Raw genomic sequence first — 17,578 nt, forward strand, 5'->3', positions numbered from 1 at the left:
AGCGAGCTGCGGGAGACGGGCGCGCCAGGGGCGGGCATGCGGCGGGCGGGGGCCTGCCGCACGAGTACGAACGACGCTCGGCAAGCGCCAACAGCAAAGCCCCCGTTCCTTTTCATGGAACGAGGGCTGAGGAAGAAGGGGTTACCGGTGGTGTCGGCCTGGTGCCAGTTGGCGCAGGATATCGCCCGAACTCGACGTCGGCCACAAGCATCGGTAGGGGTATTCGGTGGGCATCCCGGGCAGCCAATCCAGGCGGTGCAGCAAGTGCACCGGGATCATGGCGAATTCCTCGTTCGCCAGGTGCTGTAATCGCCAACCGAGCAGGAAATCGGTGACCCCGAGGAGTGCGGCGAGATCGGTGATGTTGTCGCAGATCTCGAGCGCATCACGGAGGTCACCCACCGTGATGAGGCGCTGTGCGACGACATCGTGGACCTGCATCTCGATCCGGCCTCGCCATCGCTGACCGTCGAGCGCCGCTTCCAGTTCGCGCGAGTCGGCCATCTCGATGTGAGCCACCGCGTGGGCGATGACTTCGTTTCGTACGTGACCGGACAGATCCGCTTGGATCAGGATGGCACGGTCCGCGACGGACCAGAACGACACGAAGTCGAAGACCACGGCCGAATCGACCCTGATTCCCTGGTCGAACGCAGCCTCTTGGGCATTGAACCTGTTGCGCTGCACCGCGATATCTTGTCGGCTAGCGACCGTAGCGTCCGACTCACCTTCACCACCCATGGAAAATACACAACTCTCACAACTCGGAACCGATCACGACCCGTCGCATCATCACCACCGGAGACGGTGCCGGATGCTGTATGTCAGGTCACCGAGAAGTGCTGTGCGTCACGTTGTTCGGCGCCCGGCGTGAGCGCCATCGATCCACCGCGCCGGCGACGACTTGGAGGTCTTCTACGCAGATTTCGGAAAGGTCGACATGGCCGCGGTTCCTTCTACCTGGTACCGAGTCGTTCGCGCTGTGGTTCGACCCGCCGCCTTCACGAGGGGATCTGTTCCCGGTTGGCTGACCCGAGTCGTCGGGAACGAATGCATCGAATGCACCTGACACAGAAAAACCTCACCCAGCAGCCGAAATGTTGAGACTCTCGGTCGAGAGCTCTCGGCTCATTCTAGCGTTGATGTGATCTGAGGCCCGATCAGGATCTGCGGGAGGAGAGGGCTGCCTGGCGCCAAATATCATGCACTGGAGCGCATTTGGGCATGCAAATTCCCGCTGGCACTAGTTTGCGTCATCGACCTCGAGATGTCAACCCCCGACCTCAGATGGGACAAACCCGCTGGTGCGGGTAGCTTTTTCGAGGAGTCCGGCCCGCCGCGAGATGCTCGAACATGCTGCGGCCTAAGCCCTTTGAGCCGGTACTGAGGGACGCCATGGCAGTCCGACAATGCCAGCGGGGCGTCGGCAACAATCTGCCGACGCCCCGCTGGTTCACTTGCGTTCTCGCTATGCATCTTTCGTGTATTGCCGTGCCGGAAGGGTGCGGTGGGCATCCAAAACATCTCCGACGACGAATAATTCGGGCCAGTCCGCTGACCACGGGCCCGGCACCGGGGAGAGCAGGCCCGCCCTACGAAGCGTGCGCACCCGTCGAGCGGTGAGATTCCGGTAGCCATCGCCCAGCTGTTCGGCGAGCTTGCCGATTGCGGCGGCGTGGAGGCGGACGGCCCTTGCGCGCAGAACCAGATCGGCGTCAACAGCCGCGATCTCGGCCGGCGGACATACCACCGTCTCCGCCGCCTCGATCGCCGCACCGATCTCGGCGGGTGCGGACTCCACACCCTCGGTCATTGCCAGCGCAATGATGTTGCGTTGCAACCACTCTGCCATTCCATCAATGCTTGCGGCGCCACCGTAGGTAACACCGCGCTGTTCGCATACCAACCGAACCCATGCCACCAGGACCGACTGGAGGTGGTCCGCCGCATGAGCAGCGGCCGGGTTGAACGGAAGCCGTTGTTCCCGTGCACCGTTGCGCGTGCGGTAGTCCACCGTGCCGAATCGGGTCTGACGCGTGCGCGCGTCCACCAAATCCTCGGCCAGATCGGGGATGTCGCCGAGCATTCGAGCAAGGTCTCGCGCAGCCTCTCGATCCAGGTACAGGTGGCTGTCGTCGGGCCACCTGTCCAATGGGGTCACGCCGCATGAATCCTCACGCATGCGGTTCGACGCCGTGATGGCATCGTCTGTGCCCATGACTCGCTCCTTCGATCTATAGCGGGCCGGAGCCCCGGTTGCACCCTGCTACGCGGCCGAAATGGTGTGGCGCGGCTGGGCGGCGTCGAGTAGCGGCTCCTACTGGGACCCACAATCGAACACTCGTTGTATGCAACGTTGTTGCCACACATCTGTCAAGCCGAGCGATCTCGCCGCTTACCCAGATACCTGTTCGCACAAACAAATTCGCGTGACGCTGTTACATTCAACAAGTACAAGCTCCGTTTGCTTCGCAAATTCGCAGCTGTCGACTGCATACACTCCGTACATGAGTGCAAACAATCTGCTACCCTCGCTGCATGGTGAGACAACGGAGCGCGGTGGTTCCTCCCGAGGTCAGCGCCACCCTGCGGCTTGCTCGCAAGGAGCGCGAGATGTCGATGGACCGAGCCGCGAAAGCAGCACGAATCAGCACGAGCCTGTGGACACAGGTCGAGAACGGGACCCAGTACAAGCGCGGACAGAAGGTTCAGGCCAGCACCACGGCCGAAACCTTGCAGGCGATGGCAGACGCAGTCGGGCTCGATGCCGAGCCACTGCTGGCGCAAACGGGTCTGGACCCGGTCGAGCCGGAGCCGACTCGCCCCCAACCGGTCGAGGGAATCGTCGACCTCTCGGGGTTGTCCGAAGGGGATCTGCGGATCGTCGCCGCTTACGTCAACGGACTTCGGGCGGCCAGGCACAGCTGAACGCCACCCATCGCGGGGCATTCGTCGTTGAGTGATGAGTTAGACGACCGGGGTCGCGACCGGTCGTGCTCGCGCGTCCATCTTGTCCATCAGACGGCGGCCGAGGTTGTGGAAGGGCTTCTCGATCGTGTGGTAGGTCAGAGTCGCGAGGGCGATCGAGCCGATCACCCAGGTGCCCCATGTGAGCCAGGCCGCCGATATCCCGAGGACCGATGTTTTCCAGGGGTCTATGGCGCCCAGCACAAGGGCGTGCATGAGATACAGCGAGAAACTGATCCGCCCGAGGAACAGCAAGGGGCGTGGGAAGGAATATCGGCGCAGTAGCAGCGCAGCCGCGAACAAAAGGTAGGCGCAGACCATGGTGACGGCTTCCTTCCACCAGGGGATCCACGCGCCGGTCGCCGGGTCCAGGTGGGGCTGCTCGACAACGAACTTGAACCCGAGGATCACGCACGCGGCGAACCCGAATATCGTCCAGCCGAGCCTGCTGCTGATCTCGCCCGCCGTCATCCGGTAGAGCACCGTGCCGACGAACATCGTTGCGAAGATCGTGGCGGAGTATGCCGACGGACCGGGTTGGTTGAGAACCAACGGGACGGCGATCGAAGCGAGTAGGACCGCTGCTACGGCCGAGCGCCTCTCGACCGCACGGCGAGCGAAGAAGACCGCGATGGCCACGGTCGCAACCACAACCATCAGGCGACTAGCGAGGCTCGACTCGGGACCGTTGACCATCGCGACCGGCAGGAACAGTGCCGCGACGATCGAGCCGATCGCGAGGACGGCCAGCGGCACCGATCGACGGTTGAGCCCACCGAGGAACAACAGCGACACGAACAGGTAGAACGCCAACTCGTAGGCGAGTGTCCACGCGGCCCCGATCACCTGAGTATTCGGTGCGCCGAGAAAGAACTGCGCCATGGTGGCATTCGTGAGAATGTGCCATGCGGGATCGGCCAGAAAGCCCGGTTGCAGACTGAACCGGCCTACGGAATGCAGGATCATCGCCGCGATCAGACAGCCCCAGAACAGCGGGAACAGTCGGAAAAACCGGCCGACCCAGAAGGCGCCCAGCGACCTCCCCCGCTCCAGCGATGCGGGGATGATGAAACCGCTGACGATAAAGAAGACAAAGACCCCGAACATCCCGGCACCGAAATACGACGACGAGAACCGTGCATATTCGGGCCACAGTCGCTCGCCACAATGCCCGATCACCACCGCCAAGGCCGCCAAACCTCGAAGCGCATCCAGAAACTCGAACCGGCCGCCACGGGCCAGGGCTTTACCTTCGACTGATTCGGCCGAATCAGTCACCACGTCAACAGCTTTAGTCATACCGCACCATCACATCATCGAATAGTTCGTCATTGCCTTGCCAGCGGGATCTATCAGCCCGCCACTGTCACTCAGACAGGCTGGCCGCCGTCCGCCGAGCCCATCTCGCCGACGACTTGCCCGACGGGGGCACCGGCCTCCTTCCACGGCACCAAAACCGACCCCGACGACCAATTCTCGTGGGGTGCAGACGAATTCGGGAGCTACCAGAAGCTCCATCGTGTTGCCATCGTCTGCGCATACCCGACTACCACCACGTGCTCCAGCCAGCACGAGTGCAGTCACGTCGACCCACGCATTATGAGGTCGGCGCTCCAACACAATCGACCGGTCGCCGACCACCGCCGCCAGAGAGTCGGGGATGGCGAGCGCCTCGTGGTGCCGATCGGCCAGCGAGTGCGTCATAGCGGCGAGCGCAATCCGACAACGAGCAGGCCGACACCGGCGTACTTCAGCAACGCGCCCCCTCGGTCAGGCCGATCAGTGTGACGACCAGAAAGACCAGAAACATCGGATCGACAATTACCTGATCAGTTTCGTCACACCGCACCGCAAATAGTTCGAACAGGGCCTACCAACCCATAGCCAGCGATCTTAGTGCCAGGTGGGCAACACTGAGCGACGGGAGCCGACAGCCGTCATGGGCATGCTCTCAGCGATCGAAACGACGAGTGCCCTGCTCATCGCAGGGCACTCGTCGTCCGTGGTGTGCCAGGAAGCGGGAGTGGTTTCCACCGACTCTACTTCCGCCGCTGCCGAACCGATGGTCAGCGCCGCGATGATCGGCGGCAAGGCTGCTGGCCGAACCGGTGGTGGCGTCGTCCTCGGTGCCGCCGGTTGCGGGGCCCACGCGTCCGAACTCAGCTTCGGGTGAACCGGAACGCTACGACGGGCAGTTGACCGTGTACTCCCACTGGGTGTCATTGGGCCCCGTGACCCGAACACTCACTGTCGACGACGACCCGGCGGGCAACGAAACGACCCGGGATCCGGTGCCCTCGTTGGTGTTGTCGCCGACGTAGCCGGTGTCGAGGACCTGCCCGCCGTCGTAGAAGACCTGAATGCGGTCAGGAATGTTGAGGGTTTCGTAGGTGAGGACGAACGAGGTCGGCCCGGCGACGCCGAGCTGATGCGTCGTGTTGGTGACGCCCGCCCCACCGGACTTGGTCGAGCGGTTGCACGGCTGCACGGTCTCGGACGATCCGCCGCTCGAGCCGCCGCCCAGGATTCCGCTGCCGGTATCGAGCAGATCGCCCAGAATCCCACTGCCCGTGTCGATTACCCCACTCCCGGTCTCACCGCTTCCGGTGTCCGCGCCTGCCGCCGCCCCGGCGCCGGCGACCAGTGACAGCGCCGCCCCCACGACAGCAACCGTCCGAAGAATCCCCCGATTCGAAAGACTGATCTTGTTCACAACGCTTCCTCCACAACACTTCTAGCCACGGATCTGGATCAGGTGAACGCGCCGCCGCGACCGAACGATCGCAGGGCAAGAGAAGTTCTACCCGCGTTTCAGAGGATGCGGAATGCTCGTAATTCGGCCACCACAGTGTTCAGATGCCGGGTAGTTGCCCGGTGACGCCGGCACGCGGTATTGACAGCCGGGCAACACCACAAAGTCAGCCCAACGCGCCACGGGCAATTCCTTAGCACGCAGAAGAAAGCACCGGACGGTAGACCAAAATGGGCATCAGAACGACCTACGGCAATTATTGAGCGAACACATTTTGGCTGATGAGTAAAATCACAGCAATTACTTGTAACGGCAGCTGACAGGATGGCGATTCGCACACACGCGCGAAAGCACAAGGGCCCGAACACAATTCCCTGGTGACGACCGATTCGCCGTGTCCGAATACCGATAAGGGCCGCACACCCCCCTGGAGTGTGCGGCCCCGTCGGTGGAGACTCAGCGCAGGGTTGCGGTGAGGTGTGGGTAGCCCTTTTTCGGGTGCAGGATGGAGAGGTCCCAGCCCGATCCGGCCTGGTCGGCGTAGATGTTGACCGAGGACGGAAGGAAGATCGGCTTGCCGAATTTGACCGCGTAGGTGGTCTTTTCGGGGACGCGGCCCTCGATGGTGCCGAGGATCGCGGCGGCGGACCACATGCCGTGGGCGATGGTTTGCGGGAAACCCATTGCCTTGGCGCCGATTCCGGAGACATGGATCGGGTTGTGGTCACCGGAGGCGGCGGCGTAGCGGTTGATCATCTTCTGATCGACGCGCTGCACGCGCAGCGGGGGCGGGGGCACCTCGTCGGCGGGAGGCGCCGACTTGGGGCCGCCCGACAGGGACGTGCGCTGCTGGTGCAGGAAGGTGGTGACCTGACGCCAGACGAGTTCACGGCCGACACTGATCTCCGTGATCGCGTCGACCAGAAGGCCTTTCGGGTGTTCACGGAGGTTCTCGATGTGGGTGGCGAAATCGAGCGGTTCGGACAGCGAGATCTCACGGGTGCGTTCGATGACGTTCTCGAAGTGCACCGCACCGACCGCGCTGAACGGGAAATCCCGTGCGACGACGAGTTGCATCGCCAGCGGGAAGCTGAGGATGAACGGGTACGTCAGCGGCAGGGTGTCGCTGAAACGCAGGCCGGTGGCGTGGCAGTAGTCAGCGAGGTGGTCGGGGTCGACCCGCACTCCTTCCACGACGACGCGACGGTCGGGCAGGGTCGGCTTGCGACCCGACAGCGCGGCGGGCAGCGGGATGGCGCCCAGCGCCGCCTTCGCGTACAGGCCGCCGTTGCGGGGAACCTCGGTGAGGGTGATCGTCTGGGTCATCAGGCGCCGATCAGGCTCTGACCGCAGACACGAACCACGTTGCCGCTCACCGCGTTCGACGCGGGGCTCGCGAAGTAGGCGATGGTCTCGGCGACGTCGACGGTCTGGCCACCCTGCAGCAGCGAGCTCATCAGGCGACCGGCCTCACGGGTGCCGACGGGGATGGCGGCGGTCATCGCGGTCTCGATGAAGCCGGGGGCAACCGCGTTGATGGTGATGCCCTTCTCGGCCAGCAGCGGCGCCTCGGCGTCGACCATGCCGATGACGCCCGCCTTGGAGGCGCCGTAATTGGTCTGGCCGCGGTTGCCCGCGATGCCCGCGATGGAGGACACGTCGATCACGCGGCCGCCTTCCTTCAGCACGCCCTTGGCGACGAGGCCGGAGGTGATGCGGTGCGGGGCAGCGAGATTGACGTTGATCACCGAGTTCCAGCGGCCCTCGTCCATGTTGGCGAGCAGCTTGTCGCGGGTGATGCCCGCGTTGTGGACGACGATGTCGATGCCGCCGAAACGCTCGGTGGCGAACTCGGCCAGGCGCTCGGCGGCGTCGGGGGCGGTGACGTCGAGGGCCAGTGCGGTGGCGCCGATCTTGTTCGCGGTGTCGGACAGCGCCTCGCCCGCGGCGGGGATGTCAGCGACGATCACGGTGGCGCCGTCACGGGCGAACACCTCGGCGATGGTGGCGCCGATACCGCGCGCGGCACCGGTGACCACGGCAACCTTGCCCGCGAGGGGCTTGTCCCACGAAGCGGGAGCGACGGAGTCGGCGGCACCGACCCGGATGACCTGGCCGTCGACGAAGGCCGACTTACCTGAGAGCAGGAAGCGCAGGGTCGACTCGAGACCCGTTGCGGCAGAACCGGATTCGGGGTGCACGTAGACGAGCTGGCCGGTGGCGCCGCGCAGCAGCTCCTTGGCGACCGAACGGGTGAAGCCCTCGAGCGCGCGCTGGGCGATCTGCTCGTCGACCGAGCCGACCAGTTCGGGGGTGGTGCCGAGAACCACGACACGGCCCGAAGGAGCGAGGTTGCGCATGGCGGGCTGGAAGAATTCGAACAGCTGCGCGAGCTTGTCGATCGAGTCGATGCCGGTGGCGTCGAAGACCAGCGCGCCGTACTTGGTGCCCGAGTCGAGCGAATCCGCGACGGTGTAATCCGACAGCAGCGCGCGGACCGGCTCGGCCAGGCGGCCCTTGCCACCGATCAGTACCGGACCGGGCAGGGCGGGCTCGCCCGCCTTGTAGCGGCGCAGTGCGGCCGGCTGCGGGAGGCCCAGCTTGCTCGCGAGGAACGCGCCGGGGGCGGAGTGGATGAAAGATCCGTAGAGGTTCGGTGCACCCTTGCTCTTGGCTGCCACTGTTCCTACCTTCTCTGTGCTCGACGAGTGTGTGTCCGTGCTCCGCTCAGTGTCCCCCGTGTGAGCGCACACTTGCGGGTACGGTGTCGACAACGAACTTACTCCGGAGTAAGTTTAATGTAAACCGATACGACGCTGTGACCGCACGGGGGCCATTCCACCGGCACGCGTTACCCGGAACCCGACGAGACCATGGAGAACTCGAGTGACAAGCAAAGCCCGCTCGGCGAAGACCCCGACCACGGCCGCCAAGACACAGCGCCCGGTTGCCATCGTTGGCGGCAACCGCATCCCGTTCGCGCGCTCCGACAAGGCTTACGCGAAAGCGTCCAACCAGGACATGTTCACCGCCGCGCTCGACGGGCTGGTCAGCCGGTTCGGCCTGCAGGGCGAGCGTCTCGGCATGGTGGTCGGCGGCGCGGTGCTCAAGAAGGTCGGCGAGCACAGCCTGATCCGCGAAAGCGTGCTCGGCTCGAAGCTCTCGCCCTACACCCCGGCCCACGACCTGCAGCTCGCCTGCGGCACCGGCCTGCAGTCGATCGTCACCGTCGGTGACGCGATCGCGCTCGGCCGCATCGAGTCCGGCATCGGCGGCGGCGCCGACACCACCTCCGACGCGCCGATCGGCGTGAGCGAGGACATGCGCGAGTGGATGCTCACCGCCAACCGCGCCAGGACCAACAAGGACAAGCTCAAGCTGGTGGGCCAGCTGCGCCCCTCGATGCTCGGCATCGAGATCCCGCGCAACGCCGAGCCACGCACCGGGCTGTCGATGGGTGAACACGCCGCGATCACCGCCAAGGAATTCGGCGTGGCCCGCGAGGCGCAGGACGAACTGGCCTACCTCTCGCACAAGAACATGGCCGCCGCCTACGACCGTGGCTTCTTCGACGACCTGATCACCCCGTTCCTCGGCCTGACCCGTGACGACAACCTGCGTCCCGGCTCAACCGTGGAGAAGCTGTCCACCCTGAAGCCGGTGTTCGGCGTCAAGGCGGGCGGCGCCACCATGACCGCGGGCAACTCGACCCCGCTCACCGACGGCGCGTCGGCGGTGCTGCTGTCCACCGACGAGTGGGCCGCCGAGCACAAGCTGCCGGTGCTCGCGCACCTGGTGGACTCCGAGGTCGCCGCGGTGGATTACATCCACGGCCCCGACGGCCTGCTGATGGCGCCGACCTACGCGGTCGCGCGCCTGCTGGCCCGCAACGGCCTGACCCTGCAGGACTTCGACTACTACGAGATCCACGAGGCCTTCGCCTCCGTGGTGCTGGCCACCATGGCCGCGTGGGAGTCCGACGCCTACTGCAAGGAGCGCCTCGGCCTCGACGGAGCACTCGGCTCCATCGACCGCAGCAAGCTCAACATCAACGGCTCCTCGCTCGCCGCGGGCCACCCGTTCGCCGCGACCGGCGGGCGCATCGTCGCCTCGACCGCGAAGATGCTGGCGGAGAAGGGATCCGGCCGCGCGCTGGTTTCCATCTGCGCGGCAGGCGGCCAGGGCGTGGTGGCGATCATCGAGCGCTAGTCAGCGCTGATCACACAGCGACGGCGGGTGGTTTCTGATTCTTCAGAGACCACCCGCCGTTCGTTGTCAGACCTCAGCGGCAGATCGGGTTCGGGTTCGGCTCCGTCGACCCCCAAATCCCGCAGATGAGAAGCTTGACGACGCCGAGCGGAAGATCGATCAGAGCGGAACCGGTTCCAGCGGAAGCCGATTCGGCCACGACAGTCGGCTGCGCGGGGGCGGCGAGCGCGGTGGGCGCGCCTGCGGCGATACCGGCGACAGCCGCGGTGGCAACAAGGACTCGGATCATTCGACGATGCATAACAAGCCTTTCAAGGGAAAAACTGAGCGAATCTGATACCCACATCGGGTGCCTCGATACGAGCGTTATCCATAGCTTCCATGGGCTTGACGACTTGAATTATTTAGTGCTACAAGCCATTCGACTCACGCGAAGCACTGTCAGCTCGCGTCGATGGCGGCGGCGATGAGTGGCCAGGAGATGTGCAGGTCTTGTTCCCAGTACCGCCAGGTGTGGGTACCCGCGGGGCGAAATTCGGTGTGGGCGGGGATGTTCAGTTCCGCGAGGCGGGCGGCGAGGCGCTGGGTGCACAGGTTGGCGGCGGCTTCGATGGCGCCGCCGAGGAGGATCTGGTCGGTCATGCCGATGACCTTTCCGGGCGTCGCGCCGGGTGGGAGGGCTTCGGCCGGGCCGGGCAGGCCGTTCGCGCTCGACAGGTAGATCGCTTTGCCGCGCAAGCGTTCCGCGTTGAGATAGGCGTCGTTCGCGCGCCAGGCGGGGTCGCCGGGTGGGCCCCACATATTGGCCGGGTCGGCGCCGCCGCGGGCGAGGACCAGGTCGATGGCGGCGCGACCTATCGGGTCATCGACCGAGGCGCAGCCGCTGTATGCGCCGACCGCGCGGTAGCGGTCGGGCGCGGCGATCGCCAGGTTGAGGACCGCGGTGGCCGACATCGACAGGCCCGCAATGGCATTCACGCCGGTGGTGTGCAGGGCGGCGTCGATGATCGGCGGGAGTTCCTCGGTGAGGAAGGTCTGCCATTTGTTGCGGCCCAGCTTCGGATCGTCGCGCTGCCAGTCGGTGTAGTACGAGAAGGCACCCACCGCGGGCGTGACGACGTTGACGTTCTTTTCGGCGAAGAACTGCACGATGTCGGTCTGGTTGTACCAGTTGGCGATGTCCTCGCCGCCGCCGGCGCCGTTGAGCAGATACAGAGTTGGTCGCGGCGCGCTGGTGTCGTGCGGCGTGAGGACCTGCAGCGGGATCACCCGGTCCATCGACGCGGAGTACACGTGCAGCGTCTGCTGCCGCTGACCGGGCCGTTCGATCCGATCCAGCCGCGATCCGTCCGCACCGGCGGTCCCGATCGCGGCGACCGACGATGCGATGACAGCGAGTGCGGTCAGCACCATCCGCTTACAGGTGAACACGATTCCTCACAGAATTTCGAAACAATATGCGCCACAGTGAGACTGGAGCGCCGGGGCGGCAGCGCGAGACCGCCCCGGCGACCCGGTGCTACGCGATCAGCTACCGATCAGATCGCCCAGCACGTCGGAGATGATGTCGCTCAGCGAGCCGGTGGAGCTCAGCTGGCCATCATCGGAGCCGAGCCCGTTGTCGCCGAGGCTGCCGATCACGGTCTCCCCCGCGTTGGCGGTACGCGCGGTGAAACAGGCGGTGAGGTCGGGCATTTCGTTGCTGACGCCCACCGTGCCCGCCACCCCGACACCGCCGCTGGTGACCAGCTGACCCGCCTTGATGCCGCTCGGCACCGGGTAGGTGATGGTCAGGGTGACCGGGTTGCCCGAGTTCACGAACCAACCGGTGCTCGTCACCTTCCAGCCGCCCGCGTTGGGCACGGCGGTGACATCCTCGGTGACCTGCCCGCCGACCGCGTGATAGGCGGTGATGGTGGCCTTGGTCGGTGCGCCGAAGCCGACCGGCGGGAAGTCGGTGATGGTGTTGACGTACGGGTTGCCGATCCCGGTGGTCCCGACGATCACCTTGTAGGTGACCGAGGTGCCGACGCCGATCTGCTCGGCACTGGCGATCTTGTCGTAGACGTGGGTGACACCGACGGTGCTCCAGTCCTGTTTGGTGTCGTGACTGCTCACCGCGCAGCCGGCGGCCGTGGCGACGCCGGATCCGAAGCCGACACCGACACCGGCGACGACCAGGGCAGTAGTGGCGATGCCCGCGGCGATGCGCGAAGTCCGGAACATGATTTCCTCCAAGGCTGACCCCCTTCGGGCCACAACGTAACGGCCCTACTGGACGCTTGTCCTAAGAACAGGAACACGTTCCCCTTTTTGTGGAACATTCATACTTCAAATTACCCCGGAAACGCGCCAACCGGCCTTCCCACGTGCGGAAAGGCCGGTTGGCGGTGTCAAGGGGGCTAGGCGGGAGGCAGCTCGTTGTGGCCGCCGAACGCCTTTCGGGATATACGCGTCTGGCTACTTCTGCGGCAGCTCGTTGTGGCCGCCGAACGCCTTTCGCATGGCCGAGAGCATCTTGTCGGCGTAGAGGGCTTGGCCGCGCGAGGAGAAGCGCTGGTAGAGGGCGGCGGAGAGGACCGGGACGGGGACGGCGGTGTCGATGGCGGCGTCGATCGTCCAGCGGCCTTCGCCGGAGTCGGAGACGCGGCCGCCGTAGGAGTCCAGCTCGGGGTCGGCGACCAGGGCCGACGCGGTGAGATCGAGGAGCCACGAGGCCACCACCGAACCGCGACGCCACACCTCGGTGATGGCCGGAATGTCCAGGTCGTACATGTAGTACTCGGGGTGCTCCATCGGCGTCTCCTCGGCGGAGTGCTCACCGTGCAGGTACTCCGAGCCCGCGTTGGCGTGCTTCAGGATGTTGAGACCCTCGGCGTAGGCGCCCATCGCGCCGTATTCGATGCCGTTGTGCACCATCTTCACGAAGTGGCCCGCACCGTGCGGACCGCACAGCAGGTATCCCTTCTCCGCCTGCGACAGCTCACCGGTGCGACCAGGGGTGCGTGGGGCCGACTCGTAGCCGGGGGCGATGGTCGCCAGCAGCGGCTCGAGGTAGTCGACCTGCGCCTGGTTGCCGCCGATCATCAGGCAGTAGCCGCGCTGCAGGCCGAACACGCCGCCCGAGGTGCCGATGTCGAGGTAGTGAATACCCTTGGGCTCCAGAGCCTTCGCACGCTTGATGTCCTCGTGGTAGCGGCTGTTGCCACCGTCGATGATGATGTCGCCGGGCTCGAGCAGCTCGGCGACCTGCTCGATCACCGCACCGGTGGCACCGGCGGGAATCATCACCCACACCACACGGGGCACCTCGAGCCTGCCGATGAACTCGGCCAGGTCGGTCGTGCCGCTGAACTTGTCACCGAGTTCGGACTCCAGCTCGGAAATGGCCCCCGGGTGGCGCTCGTAACCTACGGCGGTGTGGCCGTCGCGCACGATGCGGCGCACGATGTTGGCGCCCATCCGGCCGAGGCCGATCATTCCCAGCTGCATCAGTTCTCCTCGTAATCCGGTCCGGGGGTGTCGAGTCTCACCTCGATTGTCTCGCGGCGCCGAGCAGCGGCTGAGGGCGGCGTCGTCGCGCGTGCCGAAATTCTTCCGAATGGGCTGTAACGCCCCGCTCCTGACCCCGATAAACAGATCGGCTCCGTGTAGTTGCCAGACCCCCGACCCGGCAACTACGCGGAGCCTTTCTGTTGCCGACAGCCGGTCGCCGAGCTGCCGAGCGCGCCGATGCGCGTTACCCTCGGGCCGGACCCCGCAAACATTCGGGGCCAACCTAACGGAAGGACCTCCGTGCCCAGCGAGTCGACCGCCGGACAACCGGCCGACCGAAGGGGCGAGGTCGGATTACGCAAGCTGCTCGAGTCAAATCGCACTTTCGATCCGGACACCACCGCCCTCACCCAGCCCTTGAACACCGTGACCCGCGATCGCTGGTCGCCCACCCCCGGCCCGGCCCAGCCGCCGACCCCGCCTGCCAACAACCAGCAGCAGCTGGTCAAGCGGATCGGCATCGCGGTCGGCGCGGTACTGGCCGTCGGCACCGCCGCCTACCTGGCCGACCTCGCCCTGAGTACGGGTGAGGTGGCACGCGGCGTCGTCGTCGCCGGTATCGACATCGGCGGGATGGACCAGGGCGAGGCCGACGCCCTGCTGCACACCGAACTCGGCCCCAAGGCCGAACGACCCCTACCCGTGCGGATCGGCGACGTGCAGGCGAGCATGGTGCCCGCTGCCGCCGGTCTGGCAGTGGACTACGACCGCACCTGGGAGGCCGTCGGTAGCCAGCCGCTGAACCCGGTGAGCCGACTGCTCTCCCTGTTCGGCACCCGCGAGGTGCCGGTGTCGAGCACAGTGGACGCCGCCGCCCTCGACGCACAGCTCACGAGTTTCCGCGCCCACGACAATCCGACCGTCGAAGGCACGATCCGGTTCGAGAACGGCAGGCCCGTCGCGGTCGCGCCGGTACCGGGCCGGGTGCTCGACACCGAGGCCGCGCGCGCCACCATCACCGACCGCTGGGCCGCGAGCAGCCAACTGGATCTGCCCGTGGTGGCCGCGCCCGTTGCGGTGCGTAACGATGCCGTGCAGGCGGCGTTGCGCGATATCGCGACACCGGCTGTCGCGTCACCGATCGCCCTGTCCGGCAAGGATGTTCAGGCCGCACTGTCGCCCGGCCAGATCGCCGATGTGCTCGCGTTCGTACCCGACGGCAACGGCGGGCTGGCGCCCCAGTTCAACAGCGACGCCGCAATCGCCTTGCTCGCACCACAATTGGTGACCTCCGAGGTGGAACCCAAGGACGCCACCTTCACCGTCGGCGCGGGTAAGCCGACCGTGGTACCCGCCGTGGTCGGCGAGAAGGTCGACTGGCCGAAGACGCTGGAGAAGCTGCCCGCACTGCTCACGCAGCCGGGTCCGCGCACCAGCCCGGTGGTGTATCAGCGGATCGAACCCAAGCTCACCACCGAGGCCGCGGCCGCGCTCGGGATCAACGAGACGATCGGCCAGTTCACCACCGGCGGCTTCAGTGGACCCTCCGGCGTGAACATCCGCACGGTCGCCGCCAAAGTCGACGGCGCGGTGGTGAAGCCGGGAGATACTTTCTCGCTCAACGAGTTCACCGGTCCGCGTACCACCGCGGAGGGCTATGTGGAGTCCGGCATCATCGACAAGGGCAGGCCGAGTACCGCGGTCGGCGGCGGCATCAGCCAGTTCGCCACCACGCTCTACAACGCCGCCTACTTCGCGGGGATGGAAGACGGCGGACACACCGAGCACAGCTACTACATCTCGCGCTACCCGGCCGCGCGTGAGGCGACCGTGTTCGACGGTGCGATCGACTTGGCGTTCCGTAACACCGGCACGACCGGTGTCTACATTCAGGCCGTGGCCACCGGATCCGAGATCACCGTGCGGTTGTGGGGCACCAAAACCGTGAACGTGGAATCAATTACGGGTGAGAAGTCGAAGCCGACCGAACCCAACGAGGTGGTGCTGCCCAAGGGTAAGGACTGCATCGCCTCCGAGGGTGCGCCCGGTTTCACCATCTCCGATACCAGGGTGATCACCGACGCCAAGTCGGGTGCGCAGGTATCGCGACATACGCGCACGGTGAAGTACGACCCGATCCCGGTCGTCAAGTGCGAGTAGGGGTTCGACGGTAAGAGGCTCGCGCGGTCGGCGGATTCGCCACCGCGCGGGCCTTTTTCGTCAGCAGTTGCAGTCGCAACCGCAGTCACCGCAGCAGCCGTCGTCGCCGCAGCAACTGCAGCAGTCCCCACAACCACTGCAGCAGTCCCCGCAACTGCCACAGTCGCAGTGCTTGGCCCAGGCATCCTTCTGTTCGCCGGTGCACGGACTGGTGTGGTCGATGCAGCAGGCCATGCCGGTGCAGTAGACGCCGAGGACCAGACCGCCGGCCTTGAACGGGCTCGGCCGGTTCGGGCGTTGTCCGGGCGGGGACGGGAACTCGTACGGCGATTGCTGTTGAGCCGTCACAGAAGTACGGCAAGCATGCCCGACCGCGATGCCGAGCCCTTGGCCCAAGCGGCGCAGCAGGCTCGCCAGCGGATCGAGCAGTGCCCAGCGCACGGTCGGCAGCTGGTCGAGTTCGGCCTCCGACGCGGCCTGCCGAATGCGAGATTCGCTCTCGCGCAGCAGATCGTAGGCGCGGGGCAAATCGGTGCCGGTGGCCTCGAGCGGATTGAAACGACCGCGCGCCCGGTCTCGTTCGAGGTCTTCGATGGCGTCGGCCAGGTGCGCGATGCGACCGACATGGCGCCCGATCTCCTGCAGGGCCGCGACGTTTTCCGGGCGACCGGCCAGCGTGGCGGTGTGCCCGAACAGCGTCGCGGCACAGAGCTGAGTCGGGCCGGTGAGCTCATCGAGCGTGATCACCTGCACAGCCTCGAGGCGCCGATCAGGCTGCACCGCAACAGCTTCAAGTGCGGACTGCGATGCGATCGCGGCCAACATGGGCTGCACATCGAGCCCGATCAGGTCGGCTTGCCGCTGTGCGCGCACGGCCCAGGTGTTGGACACCTTGCGCATCGGCCCGCGGGCGAGAACCGAGGCATCCCCGTCATCTACGTGGTCGCCGATCTTGGCCGCGCCCAACAACAGCGACGCCGTCGCCGCCAACTGCACACCGGGCGCATTCGCGCTCACCACGGAAGCGCGCCGCATCCCCCGCAACGGGCACGGCGCCGCCATCGTGCGCGCACCAGCTCCGGCCTGCGCCTCCGTGAGCACACTGAGCACGATCGCATCGGTATTGGTTGCCGCGCGGGCCAATTGACCGTGCCCGTCACGCAGACCCAGACAGAGCCCGCACATGTGCGCCTGCCACTGCCCCGGATCGATGCCGTATTTCGCCGCACCGTGCGCACACGGCTTCAACACACCGAACACTGCCACCCCGTCTTTCGCGAACCAGTTAACCGTGCAGGATCGCAGGCCGACGGGGTGGGCGCAACCGCTACTCGGGCTTCTTGCGACCGGCCAGACCGCGCCAGGCGAGATCGTCGAGCAGGTCCACCGCCTCCGCCACTTCGATCCGCCCGCTGGCGACCCGGTCGGCGATGGCCTCGCCCGCACCGATCACCGCCGCCGCGACGACCTCGAAATTGGTGCCGGGGTCGGCGTTCTTGGCGCTGGATTCCAGCAGTTTCGCGGTGAGCTCGATGACGCGTTCCCTGGCATTGTCGATTTCGGAGGCGAAAGTTTGCTGACCGATCGCCTGCCGGTAGAGAACCTGCCAGGACTGCCGGTTGCGGTCGACGAAATCGAGGAAGCCCTCTAGCGCGGTGCGGACCTGTTCGTGCGGGGTCAGCTGCGGGTTGCCCGCGGGCGCGACGGCCTCGATGAAACGTAAGCCCTCGCGCTGGATGCAGGCGCGAAACAGCTCGTCCTTGGAGCCGTAGTACAGGTAGAGCATGGGTTTGGAGATCTTCGCCTCGGCGGCGATGGCGTCCATCGACGTATCGTGGAAGCCCTTGCGCGCGAACACCTCGACAGCGGCATCGAGCATCTGCTGCTCACGAACCGCCCGGGGAAGTCGCTTGGTCCCGCCTGCCATTCACTCTCCTACCGCAGGGTGAACCACCTATCTTACTTGAAGGTAAGTTAACCTGCGCTCATTTGCCG

General features: G+C 65.8%; 16 protein-coding genes. 4 read left to right on the plus strand and 12 right to left on the minus strand.

From position 1 onward, the window contains the following. Positions 1-141: 141 nt before the first annotated feature. Positions 142-687 (minus strand): hypothetical protein, encoded by a 546-nt coding sequence (locus ACLJPD_RS08655; RefSeq protein WP_410871333.1) that lies wholly within the window; start codon positions 685-687, stop codon positions 142-144. A 781-nt stretch (positions 688-1,468) separates the two neighbouring features. Further along, positions 1,469-2,218 (minus strand): hypothetical protein, encoded by a 750-nt coding sequence (locus ACLJPD_RS08660; RefSeq protein WP_410871334.1) that lies wholly within the window; start codon positions 2,216-2,218, stop codon positions 1,469-1,471. Between the two features lie 320 nt (positions 2,219-2,538). Here ACLJPD_RS08660 and ACLJPD_RS08665 point away from each other — a divergent pair, with 320 nt between their 5' ends. Beyond that, positions 2,539-2,928 (plus strand): helix-turn-helix domain-containing protein, encoded by a 390-nt coding sequence (locus tag ACLJPD_RS08665; protein ID WP_410871335.1) that lies wholly within the window; start codon positions 2,539-2,541, stop codon positions 2,926-2,928. Positions 2,929-2,967: 39 nt separating this feature from the next. On the opposite strand, the gene ACLJPD_RS08670 is transcribed toward ACLJPD_RS08665, so the two are convergent. After that, the gene (locus ACLJPD_RS08670) at positions 2,968-4,266 is read right to left on the minus strand and encodes an acyltransferase family protein (protein WP_410871336.1); all 1,299 of its coding nucleotides are present in this window, start codon (positions 4,264-4,266) and stop codon (positions 2,968-2,970) included. A 724-nt stretch (positions 4,267-4,990) separates the two neighbouring features. Here ACLJPD_RS08670 and ACLJPD_RS08675 point away from each other — a divergent pair. Continuing rightward, on the plus strand, positions 4,991-5,140 hold the full coding sequence (locus ACLJPD_RS08675) for a hypothetical protein (RefSeq protein ID WP_410871337.1): 150 nt from the start codon (positions 4,991-4,993) through the stop codon (positions 5,138-5,140). 9 nt (positions 5,141-5,149) lie between these two features. On the opposite strand, the gene ACLJPD_RS08680 is transcribed toward ACLJPD_RS08675, so the two are convergent. The 3 genes from ACLJPD_RS08680 to ACLJPD_RS08690 form a co-directional block, all read right to left on the minus strand. Beyond that, positions 5,150-5,680 carry a hypothetical protein gene (locus ACLJPD_RS08680; protein WP_410871338.1) on the minus strand — a complete coding sequence of 177 codons (531 nt, stop codon included), beginning with the start codon at positions 5,678-5,680 and terminating at the stop codon, positions 5,150-5,152. Between the two features lie 495 nt (positions 5,681-6,175). Further along, complete coding sequence (locus tag ACLJPD_RS08685) at positions 6,176-7,045, minus strand: MaoC family dehydratase (protein WP_410871339.1); 870 nt, start codon at positions 7,043-7,045, stop codon at positions 6,176-6,178. Continuing rightward, positions 7,045-8,400 carry a 3-oxoacyl-ACP reductase gene (locus tag ACLJPD_RS08690; RefSeq protein ID WP_410871340.1) on the minus strand — a complete coding sequence of 452 codons (1,356 nt, stop codon included), beginning with the start codon at positions 8,398-8,400 and terminating at the stop codon, positions 7,045-7,047. Before ACLJPD_RS08690 ends, ACLJPD_RS08685 begins: the two co-directional genes overlap by 1 nt. Before the next feature lie 205 nt (positions 8,401-8,605). Between ACLJPD_RS08690 and ACLJPD_RS08695 the strand changes: the two genes are divergently transcribed. Then, positions 8,606-9,928: an acetyl-CoA C-acetyltransferase gene (locus ACLJPD_RS08695; protein WP_410871341.1), complete on the plus strand. Its 1,323-nt coding sequence runs from the start codon at positions 8,606-8,608 to the stop codon at positions 9,926-9,928. 73 nt (positions 9,929-10,001) lie between these two features. On the opposite strand, the gene ACLJPD_RS08700 is transcribed toward ACLJPD_RS08695, so the two are convergent. The 4 genes from ACLJPD_RS08700 to gnd all read right to left on the minus strand — a co-directional run bounded on the left by ACLJPD_RS08700 (position 10,002) and on the right by gnd (position 13,420). After that, entirely contained in the window at positions 10,002-10,217 is a 216-nt protein-coding gene (locus ACLJPD_RS08700) for a hypothetical protein (RefSeq protein ID WP_410871342.1), read from the minus strand. A gap of 152 nt (positions 10,218-10,369) precedes the next feature. Next, positions 10,370-11,341: an alpha/beta hydrolase gene (locus ACLJPD_RS08705; protein WP_410871969.1), complete on the minus strand. Its 972-nt coding sequence runs from the start codon at positions 11,339-11,341 to the stop codon at positions 10,370-10,372. A gap of 114 nt (positions 11,342-11,455) precedes the next feature. After that, entirely contained in the window at positions 11,456-12,154 is a 699-nt protein-coding gene (locus tag ACLJPD_RS08710) for a hypothetical protein (RefSeq protein WP_410871343.1), read from the minus strand. Positions 12,155-12,388: 234 nt separating this feature from the next. Further along, positions 12,389-13,420, minus strand: a complete 1,032-nt coding sequence (gnd, locus tag ACLJPD_RS08715; RefSeq protein ID WP_410871344.1) for a phosphogluconate dehydrogenase (NAD(+)-dependent, decarboxylating) — start codon at positions 13,418-13,420, stop codon at positions 12,389-12,391. Between the two features lie 303 nt (positions 13,421-13,723). Here gnd and ACLJPD_RS08720 point away from each other — a divergent pair, with 303 nt between their 5' ends. Then, entirely contained in the window at positions 13,724-15,583 is a 1,860-nt protein-coding gene (locus ACLJPD_RS08720; protein ID WP_410871345.1) for a VanW family protein, read from the plus strand. Positions 15,584-15,643: 60 nt separating this feature from the next. Here the strand turns inward: ACLJPD_RS08720 and ACLJPD_RS08725 are convergent, their stop codons facing one another. Next, positions 15,644-16,849 (minus strand): DUF5685 family protein, encoded by a 1,206-nt coding sequence (locus tag ACLJPD_RS08725; protein WP_410871346.1) that lies wholly within the window; start codon positions 16,847-16,849, stop codon positions 15,644-15,646. Between the two features lie 61 nt (positions 16,850-16,910). Further along, positions 16,911-17,510: a TetR/AcrR family transcriptional regulator gene (locus ACLJPD_RS08730; protein ID WP_410871347.1), complete on the minus strand. Its 600-nt coding sequence runs from the start codon at positions 17,508-17,510 to the stop codon at positions 16,911-16,913. Between the last annotated feature and the right edge of the window lie 68 nt (positions 17,511-17,578).

The sequence above is a fragment of the Nocardia sp. A7 genome (assembly GCF_046549215.1).
Classification (GTDB): Bacteria; Actinomycetota; Actinomycetes; order Mycobacteriales; family Mycobacteriaceae; genus Nocardia.